Raw genomic sequence first — 22,375 nt, 5'->3', positions numbered from 1 at the left:
TATAAATATGAAGCCACATATAGCAGAAATTTTAAAAGGATTTATAATTGGAGTTTTAGCTAATTTGGCAGGGACTTATTTATATATTTTCTTTTTTTCCGATAGCAGTTTAGAGGTTACACTAAAGGACGCTAGGGCAAACGACCTACTAGGAAGCTTAATTGCCTTAGGCGCAATTTTAAACCTTATAGTGTTTTTTATATTTTTAAAAAAGAACCAATATTACAGAGCACGAGGAGTAGTTCTGGCCACAGTACTGGCCGCTATCGCCGTATTGATTTCAAAATTTTTATAAAATGAAGCGTCTATTCCCAATAACTCAGTAACTTAGTCGTGTTTAATGGTTGCAAATTATTGCCACAATAAACCATACAGTTTAACCTATAAGTAAAAAAATTATGAAACGCGCAGTTTTTCCCGGTACTTTCGACCCTATAACCCTTGGGCATGTAGATATTATATTGCGCGCACTTCCCCTCTTCGACGAGCTTATAATTGCCATAGGCGTAAATGCCGATAAAAAAACAATGTTCAGCCTACAAGAACGGGTTAATTTTATTGAAGAAACCTTTAAAGATGAAGCAAAGGTGAAGGTGAAAAGTTATACCGGTCTTACTGCCAAGTATTGCATTTCGGAAGAGGCACAATTTATAGTTCGCGGTTTGCGAAACACCACCGATTTAAATTACGAACAGCCCATAGCGCAGACAAATTACAAAATGGCAAAAGTTGAAACTATCTTCCTAATATGTGCGCCGGAGGTTTCAAATATATCTTCTACGATTGTACGCGATGTTATGCGAAACGCGGGCGATTACACTTATTTGGTTCCTTCGTCTGTACGAATATAATAGGCGCCCCAAACAAAAAAACCCTCTCAGTTTCCTGAAAGGGCTTTAAAAATTGTTTTTAAAAAGAATTATAACGCAGCAACGTGCTTTGCCATATTCGATTTTAAATTGGACGCCTTATTGGAATGAATAATGTTTTTCTTAGCCAATTTGTCAATCATTGAAATAACGTTCGGAAACATTGCTTCAGCCTCCTTTTTATCAGAAAGTTCCTGAAACTTCTTCATGGCGTTACGGGCAGTTTTATGCTGGTAACGGTTACGCAAGCGCTTTGCCTCGTTGCTTCTAATTCTCTTTAATGCTGACTGGTGATTTGCCATTTCTATTTTATTAAATTCTAAATTTTGTAGTCCGTAGGGGAATCGAACCCCTGTTACCAGGATGAAAACCTGGCGTCCTAACCCCTAGACGAACGGACCATTGTTTATTTTCAAATGCGGATGCAAAAATACAATATTTTTTGAATGAAGCAAATCTAAAATAACTTTTTTAAAAATAAATTAATATGCCTTGGCAAAAACCACTTTCCGCTCTGAAGGTTTCCCAGTAATAATACAGCTTCCCGGCGTATTATCACCTTCTAGGGGAATACACCTAATTGTGGCTTTTGTTTCATTTTTAATTCGCTCTTCAGTCTCTGGTGTACCATCCCAATGCGCTAATATAAAGCCACCTTTACCTTCTAACACCTCCTTAAACTCTTCGTATGAAGCAACTTCGGTAGTATGTTCCGATCTATATGAGGAAGCTTTGGTATATAGATTGGCCTGAATTTCTTCCATCAGTGAAAGCACTTTAGAAACTGCATTTTCGTTAGAAACAAACTCTTTTGTGAGTGTATCCCTGCGTGCCATTTCTACGGTGCCTTTTTCAACGTCCTTTGGACCAATAGCAATTCGCACGGGCACGCCTTTTAATTCGTATTCGTTAAATTTCCACCCTGGTTTGTGCGTGTCGCGGTTATCGTATTTTACACGAATGCCGTTAGAACGTAATTTTTTAACCAATTCTAGAGCTACTTCGTTTACCTTTTCAAACTCTTCTTCCTTACGATATATAGGAACAATTACTACTTGATCTGGCGCTAAATTAGGCGGCAGAACCAATCCGTTATCGTCGCTATGGGTCATGATCAAAGCGCCCATTAATCTTGTGGAAACGCCCCAAGAAGTTGCCCATACGTAATCTAACTTGCCATCTTTTGCGGCGAACTTAACATCAAAAGCTTTCGCAAAATTCTGACCAAGAAAATGTGAGGTTCCTGCCTGCAAGGCTTTTCCATCCTGCATTAAAGCTTCAATACAATAAGTTTCCAATGCGCCGGCAAATCGTTCACTCTCGGTTTTTGTTCCTTTTAGTACCGGTATTGCCAAATAATTTTCAGAAAATTCGGCATAGATATTCATCATTTGCTCTGCTTCAGCAATTGCCTCGTTTTTAGTAGCGTGGGCCGTATGACCTTCTTGCCACAGAAATTCGGCTGTACGCAAGAATAAACGGGTGCGCATTTCCCAGCGCACCACATTTGCCCATTGATTAATTAATAGCGGTAAGTCGCGATACGATTGGATCCATTTTCTGTATGTATCCCAGATTATTGTTTCAGAGGTTGGGCGCACAATTAATTCTTCTTCCAACTTAGCATCGGGATCTACAACTATGCCACTGCCATCTTCGGCATTTTTTAACCTGTAATGAGTAACAACTGCACATTCTTTGGCAAATCCGTCAACGTGGCTAGCTTCTTTGCTAAAGTATGATTTAGGAATGAACAACGGAAAATAAGCATTTTGATGTCCAGTTTCTTTAAACATTCTGTCTAATTCAGCCTGCATACGTTCCCAAATGGCGAAACCATATGGTTTTATGACCATACAGCCACGAACACCAGAATTCTCGGCAAGATCTGCCTTGATTACTAGCTCGTTATACCATTTAGAATAATCTTCTGCTCTTGTTGTAATATTCTTTGCCATACTGGGTTTTTGGCACAAATGTTGTGTCTATGTTAAATGATTAGTTATTGTCCGCAAAACTACTTATTTTTATGATGTCCAACAATAAAATTACCAGAGATATGTACACCAATAATACAAATATAAAACGTTTCATTCCTTTAGCATTTATAGGCGTTTTCGTCTTCATGCTAACGTCTTGTGGAACGTATAACAAAGGTTACAATCAAAATGATGGTATTTATTCTTCTTCAAATAATTCATATTCAGAAGAAGAATACAGCGATAACGGTTCCGATAGCGACAAAGCGAACTACTACCAGCAATATTTTAGAAGTAAATCTGAAGCCTATTCTGATCTCCCAGAAGACGGCGCTATTTTTACAGATATTGATGCTTATTCCACCTCTGAAAGATTAGATGAGGATGGAAACATTATAATTGAAGAAAATTATCAGGACGAAGGTTACGGCCCATGGGGGAGTAATTCTGAAGATATTACCGTAAACGTTTATAATTATGGTGGTTATGGGTATGGATTTTACCATAGACCTTACTGGTATGGGGGATATTGGAGCTACCCATATTATAATTACTACACTCCGTATTGGGGCATGAGTTTTGGATGGGGCTACCCATATTACGGCTATGGTTACGGCTATGGTTATCCTTATTACGGTTACGGATTTTACAATTCGCACCACTATTACAATTCCAATTATTATTACAATTCGCACTATAATAACGTGTCGTATAATCGAGGTAGAAGAAACACAGATTACACCAGAACCAGTACCCGCGGTAGATCTAACAATGCTACAAGCAGAAGCTCCTATAGTCGGTCTGAACTTTCTAGACGTGTAAACAGAAATAATGTACGCGCCAATAATACAACTACGCGAAACACACGTAGTACGGTGCGAAACACACGCAGCAATTCTAATAATACAATTAGAAATACCCGATCTAACTCACGAATTAGAAATAATAGCAGCTCACAACCTACACGTAATAATAGCACCAGAAATAGTACATATTCTTCTCCTACAAGGAGCAATAGCAATAGCACTATCAGAAGTTCCGGCAGTAACAGACGTTCCAGCGGTAGCAGTGTTCGCTCAAGTAGCGGCGGACGAAGTAGTAGCAGCGGCCGAGGAGGACGTGGTTAACAGCTATAATATAATTTTATATTTACAAAAAATCAACTTTGTGCCCATTGGCCATTTCTCAATAATTCGAAATGATAGCTTTGGGCATAATTATTTAAAAGAACTTATTAAATGAAAAGAATTTCCATTTTATTGGCAACTATTTTTACAGTGGCATTTTCTAATGCCCAAAACATAACCGACGGTTTGCGATACAGTACTGGGGAAAATATTGGCACCGCCCGCTATACCGCACTAAGTGGTGCGATGGGAGCATTGGGTGGCGATTTTTCGGCACTTGACGTAAATCCGGCCGGAAGCGCGGTATTTCTCAATTCTTCACTTACTTTTTCAGCTTCTTTATTCGATATTAAAAATGAATCTAATTATTTCAACAACAACACAAAAAGTTTAGCTAATAATTTCCAGTTAAATCAGTTAGGCGGTGTTTTTATAATTAATAATTCAAACGAAGAATCAGATTTTAAAAAGTTGGCCATTGGTTTCAATTATAACATATCTAAAAACTTCGAAAACCAATTGTATATTGAGGGAACTGGCAATACGTCTATAGGCGATTTTTTCTTACAACAAGCACAAGGACTCCCCTTAAACTTATTACAATTGCAGGGTATTGAAACAATTTCTAGCCTTTACCAATATTTGGGAGAATCTAAAGGGACTACCGCCCAAAATGCATTTCTTGGGTATCAGGCATATCTTTTTGATGCCGTAGACCCCAATAATCCTTCCAATACAGATTATGTGTCTAATATTGCAAATGGCAGTTTTAAACAGCAATACGCCTATCTATCAGAAGGTTATAACAGTAAATTTACAGTCAATCTCGCATCTCAAATTACCGACCATTTATATTTTGGGGTGAATGTAAATACGCATACAATCTTTTTTAATCAAAGTTCGTTTTTATTGGAAACCAACAATAATAGCGGTTCAACAATTAATAGCATTGGCTTTGAAAATAACTTAACGGTAAATGGCGCTGGAATTTCTGCACAATTTGGGGCCATTGCAAAAGTAGCAAACAATCTGCGTTTGGGGTTGAGTTTTGACACTCCTACGTGGTATCAAATTTCGGAAGAAACTACTCAATACCTCGAAAGTCGCCGTGTTTTTGAAGGACAATCCACCACTCAAATTATTAATCCTAGAGTAATAAATGTATTTGAAGATTATACTTTAAAAACCCCTGCGAAGGCCACGGCAAGTGCTGCGTATATTTTTGGTCAAAACGGCTTAATTAGTTTCGATTATTCCTTTAAGGACTATGGATCTATTAAATATAGTCCTACGCACGATTCGTTTTTTAGAGATTTAAACAATACTGTTGAGAACACCCTAAAAGCAACGTCTGAATACAGAGCTGGTGGCGAATATCGCGTTAATCAGTTAAGTTTGCGGGGTGGTATTCATTACGAAGAAAGCCCGTACAAAAATACTGAAATTTTGGGTGATGTATTCGGTTTCTCCTTAGGAGCGGGATATAATTTTGGAAGCTTTACAGGCGATCTCGCCTACTCGCGTTCTGAACAAAAAAGAAATCAGCAATTATATTCAATTGGTTTAACCGATACTGCTGAAATTAATTCGGTTTACAACAATTTCGTTTTGTCCCTTGGCTTTAATTTTTAAATCTATGTTGAATTTTAAGCTAAAATGTTAGCACCTTATGAAGAAGCTAAGCTTTGTTTTTATTCTATTAACTTTTTTGAGTTGCAACAACAGTCCATATCTTTTAAATGATAATAATCCGGACAAAACTTTTCTCATTGAACATATAAAAAATTTGAAGCGAGCCGGCCTTATTAACGGCAGACCTTCGTTGGTTTTAAACGGTGAACTCATAACGTACGAGTCCTTAAAAAAATGTAAATTGAATTTATATAAAGAAGATATTGATTCAATTTATGCAGTCTTTAAAAAAGATGATTTAGGCGCCAAGTATTTATATGGCAATGATGTAAAAAACGGAGTGATTTTAATAAAAATCAAAAAAAGGCAAAAAGAATGGTTGACAAAAACATAATTCTGAATGAATGCCCCTCCTTCAATCTTGACCTAAACTTAATTTAAAAATTTCTATAATAACTCTTATCAATAATCATCTATAGATTCTAAGGTATTTTGAGTGTTTTCAATACTATAAAACAAAAAACCCCACAAAAATGTGGGGTTTCTTTTTTATTACTGATTAATTTCTATTTATCGTTTTAGGGTAAAATGTCCTTTGAATTCCTTTGGGATCTCGTTCTCGGTGTACTCCACTCGGAACCAGTAATCGCTCGATGGCATGGGCCTGCCCCCGAAGGTACCGTCCCAGCCCTGGCCCAACGGGCTGAGCTGCTTGAGCAGTTTTCCGAAGCGGTCAAAGATATATATTTTTGCCGTAGGGTCGCCACTGGCTATGCCGATGATGTTCCAGGTGTCGTGGTAGCCGTCCCCGTTGGGGGTAAAGTACAGCGGGTAGTCTATGACCCCCACATCGAAGGTCACGCTGCCACAGCCGTTGGCATCACGGATGGTTATCGTATGGTTGCCCGGGGACACGTCCTCGAATATGTTGCTGTCCTGGAAGGGGCCGTCGTCCAATTGGTACTGGTAGGTCCCCTGCCCGGTGGCGGTCACCTCGATGGTGTGGTCCTCCGCAAAGGCGCCGTTCACAAGGACCGCCCCATAGGTCTCGGGCGGCGAGGAAACGATCACCGTGGTGGTGGCCGTGCTCTGGCAGCCAGAGGACAGTTCGGTGATGGTCACCGTATAGGTGCCCGGTACCAGCGCTATGATCGATGGGCCCGTCTGCCCCGCGACGATCACCCCGTCAAGCTCCCATTGGAAGGTAAAGAGCGCCGGGTCAAGGCCCGTGTCTATGACCGGTGGCGAGGGCCCGCCCTCCTCAGCCGCTATCGGGTTGCCGTTCCCGTCCACGCAGAGACGGTATTGGTCGGCCAGCACCACATCGGGAAGCTGCTCTACCTTCAATATCATTTCCACTACAGAATAACAGCTCGGCTCATAGATGTTCGTCTGGTTGGTCACGCGCACATAAATGCGCTGCGGGTTGATGATGTTCACGTACGGGAACACAATGGCCCCCGTGCCCGCCTCAGCGCCCTCCAATGTCTCGTGGAAGGTAATGCCGAAGTCCGCCGGGTCCTGCCCAGCCAAGATCCCCGCGCGAAGGTCAACGACCTGTTGGTCGCTCATATCTTCCAGGTCAAACTCAGCAAAGCCGTCGCTGGGCATCAGGTTGTCGCATATCACAAAGGGTTCCGCAGGCGCTACCGCAACGGCTCCCGGCTGGACGATCAACTCAAAGCTCTGCACCCCGCCGATATAGCATCCGGTCTCGGTATTGGTGATGCCCGTGAAGATGGTCTGTGGGTTTATCGGGTTGTTGCCCGCATCCATATTGCGGTGGCCCGTAACATTGGTGATGGCATTGGTGCTGTTCTCAGCATCGATCGCGGTCAGGTAAAAGCTCACCTCCATCGGCGGGGCCGGCTGGCCGCCCAATATCTCGCCGATCTTGGTGGTAAGGTCAAAGACCCCTATCTCGGTGCCATCGGTCGAACAGTACACATAAGGTTCCACTGTCGCACTGTCGTCCGGCAATGGCTCCACAATCAATTCCAGTTCCACTATCTCAAAACAGCCTGTCGTAGGGCTCGTGGCGCGTACGTACACAACCTGTGGATTGCCCGTGTTCTGGTAGGCGGTAACATCCGCTGCCGGAATGGCATCCGTTTGCGTTACCGCATCGCCATAGCTCTCATAATAATCCAGGGTCCAGTTGTTCCCGTTGCGTATCTGTGCCTCGCGGACCGTAAGGTCGAACAGCTCCACTTCGTCATAGGGCCCCGGGGGTACTATTACATTATAGTCGCACAGTACGATAGGGTCCGGCGTTACCGGGTTCGGATTGCTGATCACCCTTATGGTAAGGGTGGTAAAGGAAACACAGGCACTGTTGCCGTCCTCCACGCGTACGTAAAGCACCTGCGGATTAACAGGGTTGCCATTGGGGTCCACATTCACATAAGCGGTATCGGGATCGATACGGTTTTCGTTGTTTTGCGCGTCTTCTTCGGTTAAAAAGTAGGTTACGCCCTGGGTAAGCACGCCGTTGGTTATCTCCGAGTTTTTCTGGGTAAGATCAAAAGCAGTCATCCCATCGTTTTCCTCACCTAAATCATCACATAACTCCAATGGCGTGGGATCGGTTATCGGAAGGCCACTGTTCACCACCAGGTCAAAGCTTCCAACGGCATAGCATTCCGTAGCGTTGTCGTCCAGACGGACCCAGATGGTCTGTGGGTTGCTGATATTGGTATAGGCTTCCGGCCGTACAATAAAGTTCAGTCCCGTATTGGCATCATTTTGGTTCAGGTGGTAGGTAAGGGTATAGTCTGCTGGAGACTGGTTGCCATAAATTAGGGTTTCTTGCTGGGTAAGGTCGAACTCCGCAAAACCACTGTCGTCACAGGCTACTAAATCTGGTAGGTCTTGTGGTACTACTGGAGACTCTCTTACCAGTAGCTCCAAGGTTACAATCGTGTAACATCCTGTTCCATTTGGTGGGCTATCGTATGCTGCACGTACATAGAGTGTCTGGTTAAAGGCAACTATATTCTCATACGGACTGGCCAATGGAAAATTGCCCGTTCTGGCATCCAATAGGTTTTCGTGGTAGGTAATTATAAGTGTTGGATCGCCTCCTTGAATCTCTGCCGTCTTACTTTCCAAATCAAAAGAAGAATATCCGTTGTTGTCCACATCGCAGGCTACCAATGGGGTAGGCTCCACGGGCTCCGGGTTCGGGTTAACGGTTATAAAGAAACTCAATGCCGCCCCACAACTGTTCTGCCCGCTTATGCCCACAAAAATCTCCTGCTGGGGGCTGATGATATTCTGGTACGCTGAAGGGTTGGCTATACGGATATCGTTATCCAAGTCGTCCTGCGATGCGTAATAGTACACCGTTAACGTGGGATCGCCTCCTGTAATTACAGGGGTGTTCACCGTCAGGTCGAAGGTTGAGAGACCATCGTCATTGGTGCTGCCGTTCACTTCATCATCACAAAGAACCAGGTCGTCTGCAGTACCCGTTCCCGGGAAGTCGCCCATCTCTATCTCAAAGGAGCTTACCCTCGCGCATCCCGTTCCAAGGCTCTCCAAACGGACCCAGATGGTCTGTCCGGAACTCTGGAAGGCATCCGCTGGATCTATTTCATTGATACCGAGGTCCGCATCTGCTTGGCTCTCGTAATAGGTGACCGGCTCAAAGTCCGCCGGGTCCTGTACGCCATAAACTGCATCATTCTGCACGGTAAGGTCGAAAATGGCTGTGCCATCGCCGTCTTCATCACAGGCAAAGAGTGGGTCTTGGAAGGTAGCGTCTGGCGCATCTGGCAAGGCTACTACAACAAGTTCCAGCTCTACAATAGTATAACACGGTAGTTGCTCTGGCGGTACTTGGTTGGTAACGCGGGCAAACACAATCTGGTTGTAAGGTACTATGTTTGTATACGGGCTTACAATTTCGGTTCCTGGTGCAGCATCAATCGCCGCTTGCATGGTTTCGTAATAGAAAATGGTAACGTCCGTCTCGCCATTTAATATCTCAACATCGCGATCCGTTAAATCGAAGGTGCTCACGATTCCGTCATCATCGTCATCACAGATAACGATCGGTTCCGGGTCCGGGTTCGCGTTGGGGTTTGGAAGTACCGTTAGGGTCAGGGTAATTGTATTGGAACAGCCAAATTCTGAAGTCACTCTTCCGATCACCGTCTGCGGGGTCGCAAAGTTCTGGTACGTTGTCGGATTCGGGATCGGGTTGCCCGCCGCTTCATCCGCCGGGGTCTCGAACCAAAGTACGCTTAAGGTAAGGTCGCCGCCGGTGACCAAAATGTCCTGGGTGGTAAGATCGAAGGTCGAGATTTCATCGGTCGGGGTACTGCCCTGCAGTTCGTCGTCGCACAATACCATTTCAAAAGGCCCAAGGTCCAGCGGAATTGGATCTACTATCAAGGTTAATGTAACAATATCGTAACAGCCCTCTGCCCCGTTGGGGTTCGGCGGGATGCTACTGTTGGCATTCCCTACCACAAGCACGTAAATATCCTGTGGGTTGGCGGTATTGGTATACGCCGCCGCGTTTTGGATGGCAGCTGAATAATCCGGTGCGGTCAGCGCGAGGTCGCCCGCCAATTGCGCATCGGCAAGGTCCTCATAGTAATAGAGGTCAAATCCGTTGGGGTCCAAGGTGCCCAATATCTCCGCCTCCTTTTCGGTCAGATCGAAAAGGGTGAAGCCATCGGCAACCGCATCGTCGCACTTCCTAAAGGGCTCGGGCTCGGTGGCCACCGGGGAAGCATGCACTTCCAGCGCAAAGGACACGACGGTCTCGCAGACATTGGCCGTAGAGGTTACCCGTGCCCAAACGCCGCCCGTACCATAGGCCGGGTCCGCGGGATCGGTGATCGGCACGTCGAGATAGATCTGGTCGTTGGTGTACAGGTTGGGCAATTGGATGCCGTTGTTCTGCGCCTCGGTCAACGTTGGGTGGTAGGTTACCGAAAGGTTCGGATCCCCCCCCGTGATGATCGGGGTCTGGGTGCTCAGGTCAAACTGTGCAAAACCGTCGTTGTTCGCATCGCAAGCGATAAATGGGTCCGGCGATATCGCCACCGGCAATGGCTCCACGATGATAAAGAAGCTACCGGTCGCCCTACAGCCGTTCTCGCTGTAGACGGTCACGAATATTTCTTGCTGTGGGCTGATCACGTTCTGATAGGCCGCAGGGTTTGCAATCGGGTTGTTGTTTACCTGATCTGCTGCCGAAGCGTAGTAAAATATATCAAGGCCCGGGTCGCCAAGGGTGATCAAGGGCGTGTTTACCGTAAGGTCGAACGTGGATAGCCCGTCGGTAGGCGTACTGCCGTTTATTTCATCATCGCACTTGGACAGATCGTTTCCTGCACCAATGGTTGGGAACAGTTCCAGTTCCAGTTCAAATGGTGTAACCCTCGCACAACCGGTGATGCGGCTCTCCAGGCGTACCCAGATCGTTGTGCCGCCCCCGCTTATATAGGTGGCCGGATTGGGTATGAAGTTGGCATTGCCCGCATCGGCATCGGCCTCAAGCTCATAATATCTAATGGGCAAAAAGTCCGCAGCGTTCTGGGTGCCAAGCACACCGTCGTCCTGAAGGGTCAGGTCGAAGATGGCCGTACCGCTGCCGCTCTCGTCGCAACCTATAAAGGGGTCCGCGAACGGCGGCATAAGGGGCATATCGGGAAGGTCTATTACGTGGAGCTCTAACTCAACGACAGTAAAGCATCCTACCGTAGATGGGGGGACGTTCTTCTCTACTCGGGCATATACCGTTTGAACAAAGGGTATTATATTGGTGTAGGGCATCGTTATCTCCGTGCCCGGAATTCCCGCTATGGCATCGCCCATATCTTCGTAATAGGTCACGGATACGTCTGGCTCCCCCGCTATGATATCGCTATCGGCAAGGGTCAGGTCCCATCCGCCAACGATACCGTCGTCGTCGTCGTCACAAAGTTCCAACGGGTCCGGGGCCGTGTTCGGGTTCGGGTTCGGCAATACCGTTAATGTTAAAGTGACCAATGTACTGCATCCAAACTCCGAGGTCGCACGCCCTATCACCGTTTGTGGGGTGGCCGTGTTCTGGAAGGTGGTCGGGTTCGGGATCGGGATGCCCGCGGCCTCATCGGCCGGATTTAAAAACCACTCCACCGTAATGGTGGGATCGCCGCCGCTCACCAGGATGTCCTGGCTGGTAAGGTCAAAAGTGGAGATCTCATCGGTCGGGGTACTGCCCTGCAGCTCATCATCGCAGAGCGCCATCTCAAAGGGGCCCAGGTCCGCAGGGCGCGGGTCCACGATAAGGGTCAGGGTCACGATGTCGTAACAGCCCTCGCTGATGTTCGGGTTCGGGGGGATGGTGCCCGTGCCGTTGCCCACTATCAGTATGTAAATGTCCTGTGGGTTGGTGCTGTTCAAAAAGTTCGTCGGGTCCGGGATGGCCTGCGAGAAGTCCGGGGCGTCCATCGCATTGTCGCCAGCAATGGTAGCGTCCAAAAGGCTTTCGTAATAATAAAGGTCAAAACCGCTCGGGTCCAAAGTGCCCAGTACTTCCGCCGCGACTACCGTAAGGTCGAAGAACGTAAATCCGTCCGCCGTTGCATCGTCGCACAGGCGCAGGGGCTCCGCTGGCTCCGTGCCCACGGGCGAAAAGCGCACCTCCAGGGCAAAGGGAACCACGACCGTACAGCTATTGGTGCTGCTGGAAACGCGCGCCCAAACACCGCCGGTACCATAGTTAGGGTCCAAGGGATCGGTAATGGGGGCGTCCAGATAGATCTGGTCGTTCACATAGGGGTTCGGCAAGGGCAGTACACCGTTCTGGGCATCCAACAACGTGCCGTGGTAGGTGACCGTCAATGTGGGATCGCCAAGGGTGATCACCAGGTCCTGCTGGGTCAGGTCAAAGGCCGCGAAGCCGTCGTTGTTCACATCGCACTCTACAAGGTTTTCCGGTGCCGCATTAACTGTCGGCGGGGTGTCTATGATCAGGTCTATACTGCGGCGGGTGTCAAAACAGCTGGCGTCATGGCGGTTCTCCAGTCGGATATAGACCGTCTCGCCCGGTGCGGTTACAAAATACGGGTTCGGGTGCGGGTTGGCATCGTTGTCCGCATCGGCCTGACTGCCGTGGTAGGTAATGTTGTAGCGCGAGGAGGGCTCGCCGTCAAGGACAAGGGAATTGAACTCCGTGGCAAGGTCCACGAACTCCCCGCCATCGCCATCCGAATCGCAATAACTGGCCGTGGCGGGCACCAGACCGGCAATGGCGCGGCTGAAGTAGATCTCAAAATCGGTCAGGTCAAAACAGCTCCCGCTGTTGTCCTCGATACGGGCATAGATCGTCTGAGGCGAAGGGGGAACTATAATATGTACCCCGCCAAGGATCTCGTTGGTGTCGTCAAAACTGTCCTGGTAGCTCTGGTAGTACTTTATCGTGAACTGCGCCGGGTCCTGCGCCCCCAATATGTTCGCGTCGTTGTCAGTTAAATTGAAGACACCCGCCGTGGTGCCATCGTCGCACTGGTAGAGATCTACAGGTGGGTTGGCCGTGGGTTGGGGTGTTAATATTAAATTGAATTGCGTTGTGGCAAAACATCCAGAACTAGTATTATTTGTAACTCGCGCAAAAATAAAAACCGAACCAGTAACAGTATAAGGCTGTGGTAAAGCATTAATACCCGCAATAGCATCGGCAGGATTATCGTGATAGGTAACGGTAAATTCTGTTGGATCCTGAGTTCCTAAAATTACGGCATCAAAAACATTATTCAGGTTTAAATCTTCGGCGCCATCAAGGCCGATATCGCAAACCCTATGTGGGCTAGCAGGTTGCGTTGCTGTAGCCGATGAATAGAATATTTCAAAAAAATCAATTGCGAAACAAGTTCCACTTTGGTCTTCAATTCTCACCCATATAATTTCAGAAGTACCAACTAATAAATAAGCATTGGCAGGAACAATTTCATTAGCATCATTAATTGCATCTAATTGGCTGTGGTGATATGTTATATTAAATAAAGGATTCTGCCCACCGCGAACTACATTATCATTTTGCGTTAAATCGAATATAGGCGGCGTTGTACCATCATCGCATATGGCAAGATCTTGTGGTTGGTTTGCAATTACTGGCTGCTCGTAAAAGTTTATATCTACACTGTCGGCTACCGTACAACCATTATCTGTAGCTTCAACTGTATATGTTCCAGAGTTTGGAGCATTTACAGTGTAAGTTGGATTGGTTGCACCGGGAATAAGCACTCCATTTAGAAACCATTCGTAGGTTACAGTCGGAATTCCGGTATCTGCATCTAATACAACAGAACCTCCGTTACAAGTTTCTACATCGGGACCTAAATCTACTGTGAAGTTGGCTTGGAGCGAAACTTCAACTTCATCTTCTAAAACAACTACATCGCCATTACAACTATTAGTATAGGTAACTCGTGCTGTATAGATTTCAGTTCCTGAAGGACACACATTTATGGTTGGGTTTGTACTTATTACATTTCCTGCTGGATCAAGCCATTCAAAAACATATGTAGGAGTACCACTGGGTGAGAATTGCCATGCTTCATCGGTCGTAGTCCAAGGAGAGTCTGAAGTGTTTCTTCCCGGAGGAACATATCCAATTGTTCCAGCATTGTTTTGAATCCCCATGGCTGCATTACCATCATTCCATGAAGGACAAGACGGTTTGTTTAAAACATACATTTCTATTACATTGGAGAATTCATAGAAAACTGCCATTTGTGTTGCAAGTAAATTGTTACAACTAAAAGAATACATTGGCACTTCGTAGTAAGACACTACAAGTACCCTATTTGGATAAGCACCAATCACTTCGTATCCAATTTCTTCAGAATTAGATTCGGTTGGATCCATATCATGAACAGGCAATAATATGTTAGCTTCCCCCAGCGCCTCTTCAAAATTATTAGGAATATTTGCATCAAAAGACCATGCATTGGACCCCCCGCCAGTGTCTCCGGGATCTACATCAAAACGAACCACGCCGTTAGACCCAATCTGAAATTGGGTTTCGGTATTTCCAAAAAAACAAAAATCGAAAGGCAAGTTATCTACAGGAGACCAAGCATCATCAATATCTGGATTTAGCGGGTTGGCAAGTCCATTAAAAGGAAATGGCGGCACAAATGGTATGGACGACACTGTGTAAGTGCTTCCCGAAGTATCAAAGGTCTCTAAAAACGTAGCAGTTAAATCTGTACAACCCGTAGTACAATCTACTACCACATCGGCACCAGCATTAACAAATAAAGAGCCCGGACCTTGAGCAAAACCCGACAACGGAAGCATGAATACTAAAAATATAAAATATAAAATGCTTGGGGAATAATTCTTTTTCATAGTTTTTGGGAAATAATTGCGGCGAAAATTAAGAAAATTTTATGAAACATCCCGATTCTATTTGCCAAAATAAGAACATTCCTTTTTTAGTACCACCAACCTATTGCGTATCTTTGCAGCCTTATTACATATTTTATTAAATGGATTTAGAAAAACAACTTAAGGAAATAGAAGCTATGGGCATTGATCACATAGCCGGCTCAACAGAAACTCCCATGCGTCCTGACGCTTTTGAGCTTAGCGATATAGAAAAAATTGCAAGCATAAAAAAGGACGTTCAGAATATTATGCACACCTTGGGTCTCGATCTTAATGACGATAGTTTAAAAGGCACTCCCACGCGTGTGGCAAAAATGTTTGTTCAGGAAATCTTCGGCGGACTTCATCCAGATAGAAAACCTAAGGCCTCTACTTTTGAAAATAAATATAAATATCAGGAAATGCTCGTGGAAAAGAATATTACGCTCTATTCTACTTGCGAACACCATTTGCTTCCCATTGTCGGAAAGGCACACATTGCGTACATTTCTAACGGCACCGTAGTTGGACTTTCAAAAATGAACCGCATTGTAGATTATTACGCAAAACGCCCACAAGTTCAGGAGCGTTTAACAATGCAAATTGTAAAAGAATTACAAAACGTTTTAAACACCGAAGATGTAGCTTGCGTAATTGATGCCAAACACCTTTGTGTAAATTCCCGGGGTATTCGCGATATTGACAGCAGCACTGTTACCAGCGAATTTGGTGGGGCTTTTAAAAATTCTGAAACGCGTAGGGAGTTTTTAGATTATATAAAGCTAGACACTGAATTTTGATAAGAAATTTCAATTCTGATATTTCTGCGCTAAGAACAATTTCCAAAATGAGTAATTATTCCATCTAAATTAAAAAATTTGAAATCGTCAGATTTATACATTTACAATTCTCTTTCAAAAAGTAAAGAAAAATTTACCCCCATTCACGAAGGTGCAGTAGGCATGTATGTTTGCGGCCCAACTGTTTACAGCAATGTACATTTGGGAAACTGCCGAACTTTCCTTTCTTTCGATTTAATTTTTCGCTATTTAAAACATTTAGGCTACAAAGTGCGCTATGTTCGGAATATTACTGACGCTGGCCATTTGGAAAACGACGGCGAGAGCGGAGATGATCCAATTTTGAAAAAAGCACGATTGGAGCAATTGGAACCTATGGAAGTGGTTCAAAAATACACGGTAGATTTTCATACCATAATGGCAAAATTCAACGCCTTGCCTCCAAGCATTGAACCTACGGCTACCGGGCATATCTACGAACAAATTGCTATAGTTGAAAAAATTATTGACGAAGGCTTTGCTTACGAAAAAAACGGCTCGGTATATTTTGATGTTTTAAAGTTTAACGAAACAAACAATTACGGAAAATTAAGCGGTAGGCAAATTGAAGATATGATCGCCAATACGCGCGAACTTGCAGCTCAAAGCGATAAAAAAAACCCACAGGATTTTGCACTTTGGAAAAAAGCCGAACCGCAGCACATTATGCGCTGGCCTTCGCCGTGGAGCGACGGTTTTCCGGGCTGGCATTTGGAGTGCACCGCAATGAGCACTAAATATTTAGGCAACCAGTTTGATATTCACGGCGGGGGAATGGATTTAAAATTTCCGCACCACGAATGCGAAATTGCACAAGCCGAAGCCTGTAATAATTTAACGCCAGTAAATTACTGGATGCACGCCAATATGCTTACACTCAACGGCAAAAAAATGTCGAAATCTACCGGAAACTATATTCTTCCAGATGAAATGTTTTCGGGTAAAAACGATATTTTAAGCAAGCCCTTTTCGCCTACGGTTACCAAATTTTTTATGTATCAGGCGCACTACCGAAGTATTTTAGATTTTAGCAGCGATGCGTTGGAAGCTTCAGAAAAAGGGTTTAACAGATTGATGGACGCGTACCGAATGCTGGCGGATTTAAACATTTCCGAAAAAAGCAGCATAAATGTCGAAAACTGGCGAAAAGCGTGTTACGACGCTATGAACGACGATTTTAATAGCCCCATTTTAATTGCGCATCTTTTTGAAACCGTAAAATTTGCAAATACAATAAAAGAGGGAAAAGAAACCATTTCCGCAGAAGATTTGGAATTGCTAAAACAAACGATGGAAGATTTTCTTTTCGATGTTCTGGGATTGGAAGATAGCATTTCAGAAAATTCACAGGATGGCGAAAAACTTTCGGCTGCGGTGGAACTTCTTATTCAATTAAGAAATAAAGCGCGCGCAGACAAAGATTTTGCCATGAGCGACAAAATTAGAGACGAGCTTGCCTCCAAAGGAATTCAGTTAAAGGACGGAAAAGAAGGAACAACTTTTTCACTTAATTAATATCTAAGTTTGAAAAAAATACTTACATATCCTTTTGTTTTATTGATAAAGGGATATCAAAATTTTATTTCGCCTTTTACGCCCAATACCTGCCGCTACTCCCCCACTTGTTCGCATTACGCCGTAGAAGCTTTGCAAAAACACGGCTTGTTAAAAGGAGGTTGGCTTGCCGTAAAACGAATTGCAAGCTGTAATCCGTGGGGCGGCTCTGGTTATGACCCAGTTCCTCCAAAAAAGAATTAATACTATATTACTTTATACTTTTTCGCTTTTAGTATCTTTACGCTGCTTAATAAAACTCCCACTATGCACTACTTAAGTTTTACCTGGAATCCTTCTGAAGGGATTGATCTTGGCTTTTTTATGATCCGTTACTACAGTTTAATGTTTGTTGTGGCATTTACGCTGGGTTGGATACTCACTAAAAAGATTTACGAACGCGAAAAACTGTCGCAGGAAAAACTGGACAGTCTTTTTATTTATATGGTTGTGGCCGTACTAGTGGGTGCGCGTTTGGGTCATGTGATTTTTTACCAACCCGAGCTTTTTGCAGAGGACCCACTTTCGGTATTTCTACCTATAAGCACGGTTCCCGAGTTTGAATTCACGGGATTTCAGGGCTTGGCTAGTCACGGTGCCGCAATCGCTATTTTAATTGCTATGTATTATTACACAAAAAATGTTATCAAAAAACCGTTTTTGTGGATTATGGACCGCATAGTAATTGCCGTTGCCGCGGGCGGTATTTTTGTACGAATCGGCAATTTTATGAATTCTGAAATCATCGGGAAACCATCTGGCGATTTTCCATTGGGGGTTCGGTTTCTGCACGATGGAATTGACAAACAAGACGCAGTGAACGTAACAGGAATTCAAAATCCGAAAGCTGCCTATGACGCAATTATACACAACCCACAGTTCGTAGATTTCCTCAACAGCGTTCCCTTTCGTCATCCGGCACAGCTTTATGAAGCCGCAGGTTATGTAATTGTATTTTTGGTGTGCTGGTATTTGTATTGGAAAACCGAGCGCAGAAGGCAAATAGGCTACATTTTTGGCGTGTTTTTAATACTACTTTTCACAGTTCGTTTTTTAGTAGAGTTTGTAAAAGTAAGTCAAGGCGGATTTGAATCTGCTTTAGGATTACTTTCTACTGGGCAGTGGCTAAGCGTACCTTTTATAATTGCCGGAATCTACATTATGTGGAAAGCTTCAAAAAAACCTATTGTTGTATAAAAAAATTGCCGCGATTACTCGAATTAATATTTAAAAAATATTCGTGTTGCCGTGGCTTTAATATTTCTTATAATGAAAAAAATACTTATTTCCGCAGCTTTAGTTGCTTCAATGTTCACGTTTTATAATTGCAAAGACACTACTACTTCTGAAGGTGAAAGTCTTACCAAAGAAATTACATTCACCAAAGAAGGTGAGCTTCAACTTTTAAAAGCGGAAAACGATTCTATTATCGCGAAGTTGGACATTGAGATTGCAGATGATGAATACCAGACTGAAACAGGCCTTATGTACCGTCATTCAATGGCCGAAAACCAAGGCATGTTGTTTGTATTCCCCAATATGCAGCCGCGTTCTTTTTATATGAAGAACACGTATATTCCTTTAGATATTATTTATTTGAATTCTGATAAAAAAATTGTTAGCATTCAAAAAAACGCGAAACCCTTAAACGAAACTTCGCTGCCCTCGGAAGCTCCTTCGCAATATGTGCTGGAAGTAAACGGTGGCTTGGCAGACAAATGGGCGCTTAAAAAAGGCGATTTCATAAAATTTACAAACCAAGAATAACCAATATTTAGAGTTATAAACAACTTTAAAGGATGCTTAAAAACAAAAAGACCTTTCCGTATCTGGAAAGGTCTTTTTTATTACTTAAGAATTGCGAGATATTATGCTTCTAAAGCTGCCTCTTCTTCTTTTTTACCAACTAAATCCTCTAGTTTTTTACGTTTTACCGTATCGTACATTATAGGTGTAGCAATAAATAAAGATGAATACGTACCTACAACAATACCTACAATAATTGCAAATAATAGTCCGCGAATAGATTCCGCTCCAAAGAAGAACATACTCAACAATACTATAAGAGTAGTGAAAGAGGTATTTAACGTTCTACTTAGGGTACTACTTAAAGCTAAGTCTATAATTCTATTCATTTTCCAACTTGGGTGTTCGCCAAAGTATTCGCGAATACGGTCAAATACAATTACGGTATCGTTTAGTGAGTATCCAATAACCGTAAGTATTGCCGCAATAAACGCTTGGTCTATTTCCATACTAAACGGCATAAATTTATACGTAAGTGAAAACACACCCAATACTATAAGTACATCGTGGAATACTGCAGCTACAGCACCTAAACTAAATTGCCATCTTCTAAATCTAAGTAAGATATACAGGAATACTACTGCCAAAGAACCAAATACCGCCCAGAACGAATCTTTTTTAATATCGTCTGCAATGGTAGGACTTACTTTGTAATACTCCATTCTTCCGATGGTTTTACCTTCGCCGTCGCCAACAAAATCTTCGTAAGTCATTCCAGCTGGATAATGCTTTTTAACAGTTTCAAAAAGCATTTGTTCAATTTCTTCATCAACATCAGTTCCAGTTTCATCTACTTTGTACTTAGTGGTAATCTTTAACTGATTTTCGCCGCCGTAGGTTTTGGCTTCGGCACTTCCGAAGGTTTCAATTAAATCGTCCTGAATTTCAACTGAATTAACATCTTTTGCAAATCGCACGGTATATGTTCGTCCTCCCACAAAATCTACACCTTGGTTAAGACCATTTACAAATAATGACCCTAAACTTATAGTAATCATAATTGCAGAGAACACATAAGCTGCTTTGCGCTTTTTCAGGAACTGAACGTGTACATTGGTAAATAAGTTTTTAGTAATAGATGTAGAACACGGTAATGATTTTCCGTTACGCGTATATTTATCTATAAACAATCTTGTAATAAAAATTGCCGTAAATAACGAAGTTGCAATACCTATTAACAATGTAGTTGCAAAACCTTGAATTGGGCCAGTTCCAAAAACTAATAGTATTAAACCGGTAAGACCCGTTGTAATGTTGGCATCAAGTATAGAAGACAACGCATTATTAAAACCATCTTTAACAGCATCTTTTTGTGCCTTGCCCTTAGCGAGTTCTTCTTTAATCCGTTCAAAAATTAGTACGTTAGCATCTACTGACATACCTACCGTTAACACAATACCTGCAATACCGGGCAATGTAAGCACGGCTCCCAGACCGGCCAATATACCGAAGATAAAAAGAATGTTAACCAGCAAAGCAATATCTGCATAGGCTCCAGCTCTTCCATAGTAACCAATCATCCAGAAAAGAACAATTAACAATGCCACTCCAAATGACATAATACCACTGCTAATGGCCTCTTGCCCTAATGTTGGCCCAACAACCTCTCCTTGAATTATCTCTGCAGATGCCGGAAGTTTACCTGCACGTAGTACGTTTGCCAAATCCTGCCCTTGATTTACGGTAAAGTCTCCAGAAATCTGGCTACGTCCACCTGCAATAGGCCCTGAAGTTACACCTGGCGCAGAATACACAATGTTATCAAGCACAATTGCTATTTGGCTTTGGTTTTCGTAGGCAGCTCCTGTAAGTTGCTCCCAAACCTTGGCGCCTTGACCGTTCATTTGCATAGCCACCACTACACGGCTTAAGTTGTCGTATTCCTGTCTGGCGTCTACAACAACACTTCCTCCAAGTGGTGGAATATTACCACGGTTACCTTTAAGCGCGTAAAGTGCTGTTATTTCTTCTCCGTTTAAATCTGGCGCCACTTCTGGTAAACCCCAAACAAATTTTGCATATCGCATATCATTTGGCAACAACGATTTTATCTGCGGATTGCGCAAATAGCCGTTAATGGCCGCAGTATCCTTTAATCTAAAAGTAGCAATTACAGGACCTCCTTGGTTCCCCAAAGAAATCATTTTTGAAAGTATTGGGTTTGCCTTACTATCTTCTACTAATGAATCACTAACATCCTGCCCGCCCAAAAGTTTGCTAACGTCATCTTCTTCGGTTTTTGAAGAATCGGCTACTTTTTCCGTTGCTTCTGTAGCAGCTTCTGTTTCGGTTGTTTCAGAAGAGGATTTCGCCATTGCTATTTCACCTGCTTTTGTATCGGCAGCTTGAAGGAAACCTGCTACTTCTTCAAACTTATACACATCCCAGAATTCTAATTGGGCAGTACTTTGGAGTAGTTTCTTAACCCTATCAACGTCTTTTGCTCCGGGAAGTTCTACAAGAATTCTTGCAGATTTACCCAAACGCTGAATGTTTGGCTGCGTTACACCAAATTTATCGATACGCTTTCTTAATACTTCAAAAGCCGAAGTAATAGATTCGTCAATTTTCTTCTCAATAACTGGCTTAACTTGTGCGTTGGTCATTCCCACGTTAATTACGTCTTCCAAATTCTTGTTGAAGAAGATGTCTGGCGAAGCAAGTTCGTTCTCGCCCGGAAGCGCTTCAAATGCTTTAAAGAAAGACTCTAAGTAAGTGTCTTGGCTCGTCTTTTGAAGTTCCTTTGCATTCTCCAAAGCTTGGTTAAACGCAGGGTCTTTTGTATTGTTTGCAAGCCCTTTTAAAATATCTTTTACAGACACTTCCAGGATTACGTTTATACCTCCTTTAAGGTCAAGCCCTTTGTTAAGCTCTTTTTCTTTAGCTGTTTTGTAGTCAATTCCTAAAAATACAGGATTGTTTGCTACAGAGTCAAGATAGCGATTTTCTGCTGCGTCGCGTTTGTGAGGTTCATTTTCAGAAAATTTGCTTTGCGCAAATTCCTTTGCACTGCTTTCTACTTTGTTCGCTACGAACGTAAATGAAAGCTGGTAAATACTTACCAATCCAAAGAGGATGGCAAATACGGTTACTAGTCCTTTGTTTTGCATGTTTAATTATTTTGGTCAGATTTTTTAATCCCAATTTCGAAATTTCGCAATGGGGGCGCAAATATATCATTTGCCGCTCTATCTAAC

General features: G+C 43.5%; 14 protein-coding genes and 1 tRNA gene. 10 read left to right on the top strand and 5 right to left on the bottom strand.

All coding sequences use genetic code 11. The features are described 5' to 3' along the window. The first annotated feature begins 7 nt into the window (after window positions 1-7). Both QCQ61_RS07030 and coaD read left to right on the top strand, forming a co-directional pair. Window positions 8-295 carry a hypothetical protein gene (locus tag QCQ61_RS07030; protein WP_279450065.1) on the top strand — a complete coding sequence of 96 codons (288 nt, stop codon included), beginning with the start codon at window positions 8-10 and terminating at the stop codon, window positions 293-295. Between the two features lie 103 nt (window positions 296-398). Next, window positions 399-851 (top strand): pantetheine-phosphate adenylyltransferase, encoded by a 453-nt coding sequence (gene coaD / locus QCQ61_RS07025; protein ID WP_279450064.1) that lies wholly within the window; start codon window positions 399-401, stop codon window positions 849-851. A 68-nt stretch (window positions 852-919) separates the two neighbouring features. Here the strand turns inward: coaD and rpsT are convergent, their stop codons facing one another. From rpsT to proS, 3 genes are all read right to left on the bottom strand, one after another. Beyond that, a complete protein-coding gene (gene rpsT, locus QCQ61_RS07020; protein WP_279450063.1) occupies window positions 920-1,171 on the bottom strand; it encodes a 30S ribosomal protein S20 in 252 nt (83 codons plus the stop codon). Window positions 1,172-1,198: 27 nt separating this feature from the next. Further along, window positions 1,199-1,270: transfer RNA gene (locus QCQ61_RS07015), tRNA-Glu, on the bottom strand. A gap of 81 nt (window positions 1,271-1,351) precedes the next feature. Beyond that, on the bottom strand, window positions 1,352-2,827 hold the full coding sequence (gene proS / locus QCQ61_RS07010) for a proline--tRNA ligase (protein WP_279450062.1): 1,476 nt from the start codon (window positions 2,825-2,827) through the stop codon (window positions 1,352-1,354). A gap of 71 nt (window positions 2,828-2,898) precedes the next feature. Here proS and QCQ61_RS07005 point away from each other — a divergent pair, with 71 nt between their 5' ends. The 3 genes from QCQ61_RS07005 (at window position 2,899) to QCQ61_RS06995 (ending at window position 6,001) form a co-directional block, all read left to right on the top strand. Then, complete coding sequence (locus QCQ61_RS07005) at window positions 2,899-3,975, top strand: hypothetical protein (RefSeq protein WP_279450061.1); 1,077 nt, start codon at window positions 2,899-2,901, stop codon at window positions 3,973-3,975. A 111-nt stretch (window positions 3,976-4,086) separates the two neighbouring features. Next, a complete protein-coding gene (locus tag QCQ61_RS07000; RefSeq protein WP_279450060.1) occupies window positions 4,087-5,607 on the top strand; it encodes an OmpP1/FadL family transporter in 1,521 nt (506 codons plus the stop codon). Between the two features lie 241 nt (window positions 5,608-5,848). Beyond that, window positions 5,849-6,001: a hypothetical protein gene (locus tag QCQ61_RS06995; RefSeq protein ID WP_279450059.1), complete on the top strand. Its 153-nt coding sequence runs from the start codon at window positions 5,849-5,851 to the stop codon at window positions 5,999-6,001. A gap of 176 nt (window positions 6,002-6,177) precedes the next feature. Here the strand turns inward: QCQ61_RS06995 and QCQ61_RS06990 are convergent, their stop codons facing one another. After that, window positions 6,178-14,961 (bottom strand): T9SS type B sorting domain-containing protein, encoded by an 8,784-nt coding sequence (locus tag QCQ61_RS06990; protein WP_279450058.1) that lies wholly within the window; start codon window positions 14,959-14,961, stop codon window positions 6,178-6,180. Window positions 14,962-15,101: 140 nt separating this feature from the next. Here QCQ61_RS06990 and folE point away from each other — a divergent pair, with 140 nt between their 5' ends. The 5 genes from folE (at window position 15,102) to QCQ61_RS06965 (ending at window position 19,139) form a co-directional block, all read left to right on the top strand. Next, window positions 15,102-15,779, top strand: coding sequence for a GTP cyclohydrolase I FolE (folE, locus tag QCQ61_RS06985; protein ID WP_279450057.1), 678 nt, complete (start codon window positions 15,102-15,104; stop codon window positions 15,777-15,779). Window positions 15,780-15,857: 78 nt separating this feature from the next. Then, window positions 15,858-17,333 (top strand): cysteine--tRNA ligase, encoded by a 1,476-nt coding sequence (cysS, locus tag QCQ61_RS06980; protein ID WP_279450056.1) that lies wholly within the window; start codon window positions 15,858-15,860, stop codon window positions 17,331-17,333. Window positions 17,334-17,342: 9 nt separating this feature from the next. Next, complete coding sequence (gene yidD / locus QCQ61_RS06975; protein WP_279450055.1) at window positions 17,343-17,576, top strand: membrane protein insertion efficiency factor YidD; 234 nt, start codon at window positions 17,343-17,345, stop codon at window positions 17,574-17,576. A 63-nt stretch (window positions 17,577-17,639) separates the two neighbouring features. Beyond that, window positions 17,640-18,569, top strand: coding sequence for a prolipoprotein diacylglyceryl transferase (gene lgt / locus QCQ61_RS06970; protein WP_279450054.1), 930 nt, complete (start codon window positions 17,640-17,642; stop codon window positions 18,567-18,569). Window positions 18,570-18,641: 72 nt separating this feature from the next. Then, window positions 18,642-19,139, top strand: a complete 498-nt coding sequence (locus QCQ61_RS06965) for a DUF192 domain-containing protein (protein WP_279450053.1) — start codon at window positions 18,642-18,644, stop codon at window positions 19,137-19,139. 101 nt (window positions 19,140-19,240) lie between these two features. On the opposite strand, the gene secDF is transcribed toward QCQ61_RS06965, so the two are convergent. Continuing rightward, complete coding sequence (gene secDF / locus QCQ61_RS06960) at window positions 19,241-22,288, bottom strand: protein translocase subunit SecDF (protein ID WP_279450052.1); 3,048 nt, start codon at window positions 22,286-22,288, stop codon at window positions 19,241-19,243. Window positions 22,289-22,375: the final 87 nt, after the last annotated feature.

Origin of the sequence: Aequorivita marisscotiae (genome assembly GCF_029814825.1) — a bacterium.
Classification (GTDB): Bacteria; Bacteroidota; Bacteroidia; order Flavobacteriales; family Flavobacteriaceae; genus Aequorivita; species Aequorivita marisscotiae.
This window is presented reverse-complemented; position numbering and strand designations above follow the sequence as displayed.

Coding starts and splice junctions, on each gene's coding strand:
- QCQ61_RS07030 (WP_279450065.1), top strand. CDS start 8: ATGAAGCCACATATAGCAGAAATTTTAAAAGGATTTATAATTGGAGTT.
- coaD (WP_279450064.1), top strand. CDS start 399: ATGAAACGCGCAGTTTTTCCCGGTACTTTCGACCCTATAACCCTTGGG.
- rpsT (WP_279450063.1), bottom strand. CDS start 1,171: ATGGCAAATCACCAGTCAGCATTAAAGAGAATTAGAAGCAACGAGGCA.
- proS (WP_279450062.1), bottom strand. CDS start 2,827: ATGGCAAAGAATATTACAACAAGAGCAGAAGATTATTCTAAATGGTAT.
- QCQ61_RS07005 (WP_279450061.1), top strand. CDS start 2,899: ATGATGTCCAACAATAAAATTACCAGAGATATGTACACCAATAATACA.
- QCQ61_RS07000 (WP_279450060.1), top strand. CDS start 4,087: ATGAAAAGAATTTCCATTTTATTGGCAACTATTTTTACAGTGGCATTT.
- QCQ61_RS06990 (WP_279450058.1), bottom strand. CDS start 14,961: ATGAAAAAGAATTATTCCCCAAGCATTTTATATTTTATATTTTTAGTA.
- folE (WP_279450057.1), top strand. CDS start 15,102: ATGGATTTAGAAAAACAACTTAAGGAAATAGAAGCTATGGGCATTGAT.
- lgt (WP_279450054.1), top strand. CDS start 17,640: ATGCACTACTTAAGTTTTACCTGGAATCCTTCTGAAGGGATTGATCTT.
- QCQ61_RS06965 (WP_279450053.1), top strand. CDS start 18,642: ATGAAAAAAATACTTATTTCCGCAGCTTTAGTTGCTTCAATGTTCACG.
- secDF (WP_279450052.1), bottom strand. CDS start 22,288: ATGCAAAACAAAGGACTAGTAACCGTATTTGCCATCCTCTTTGGATTG.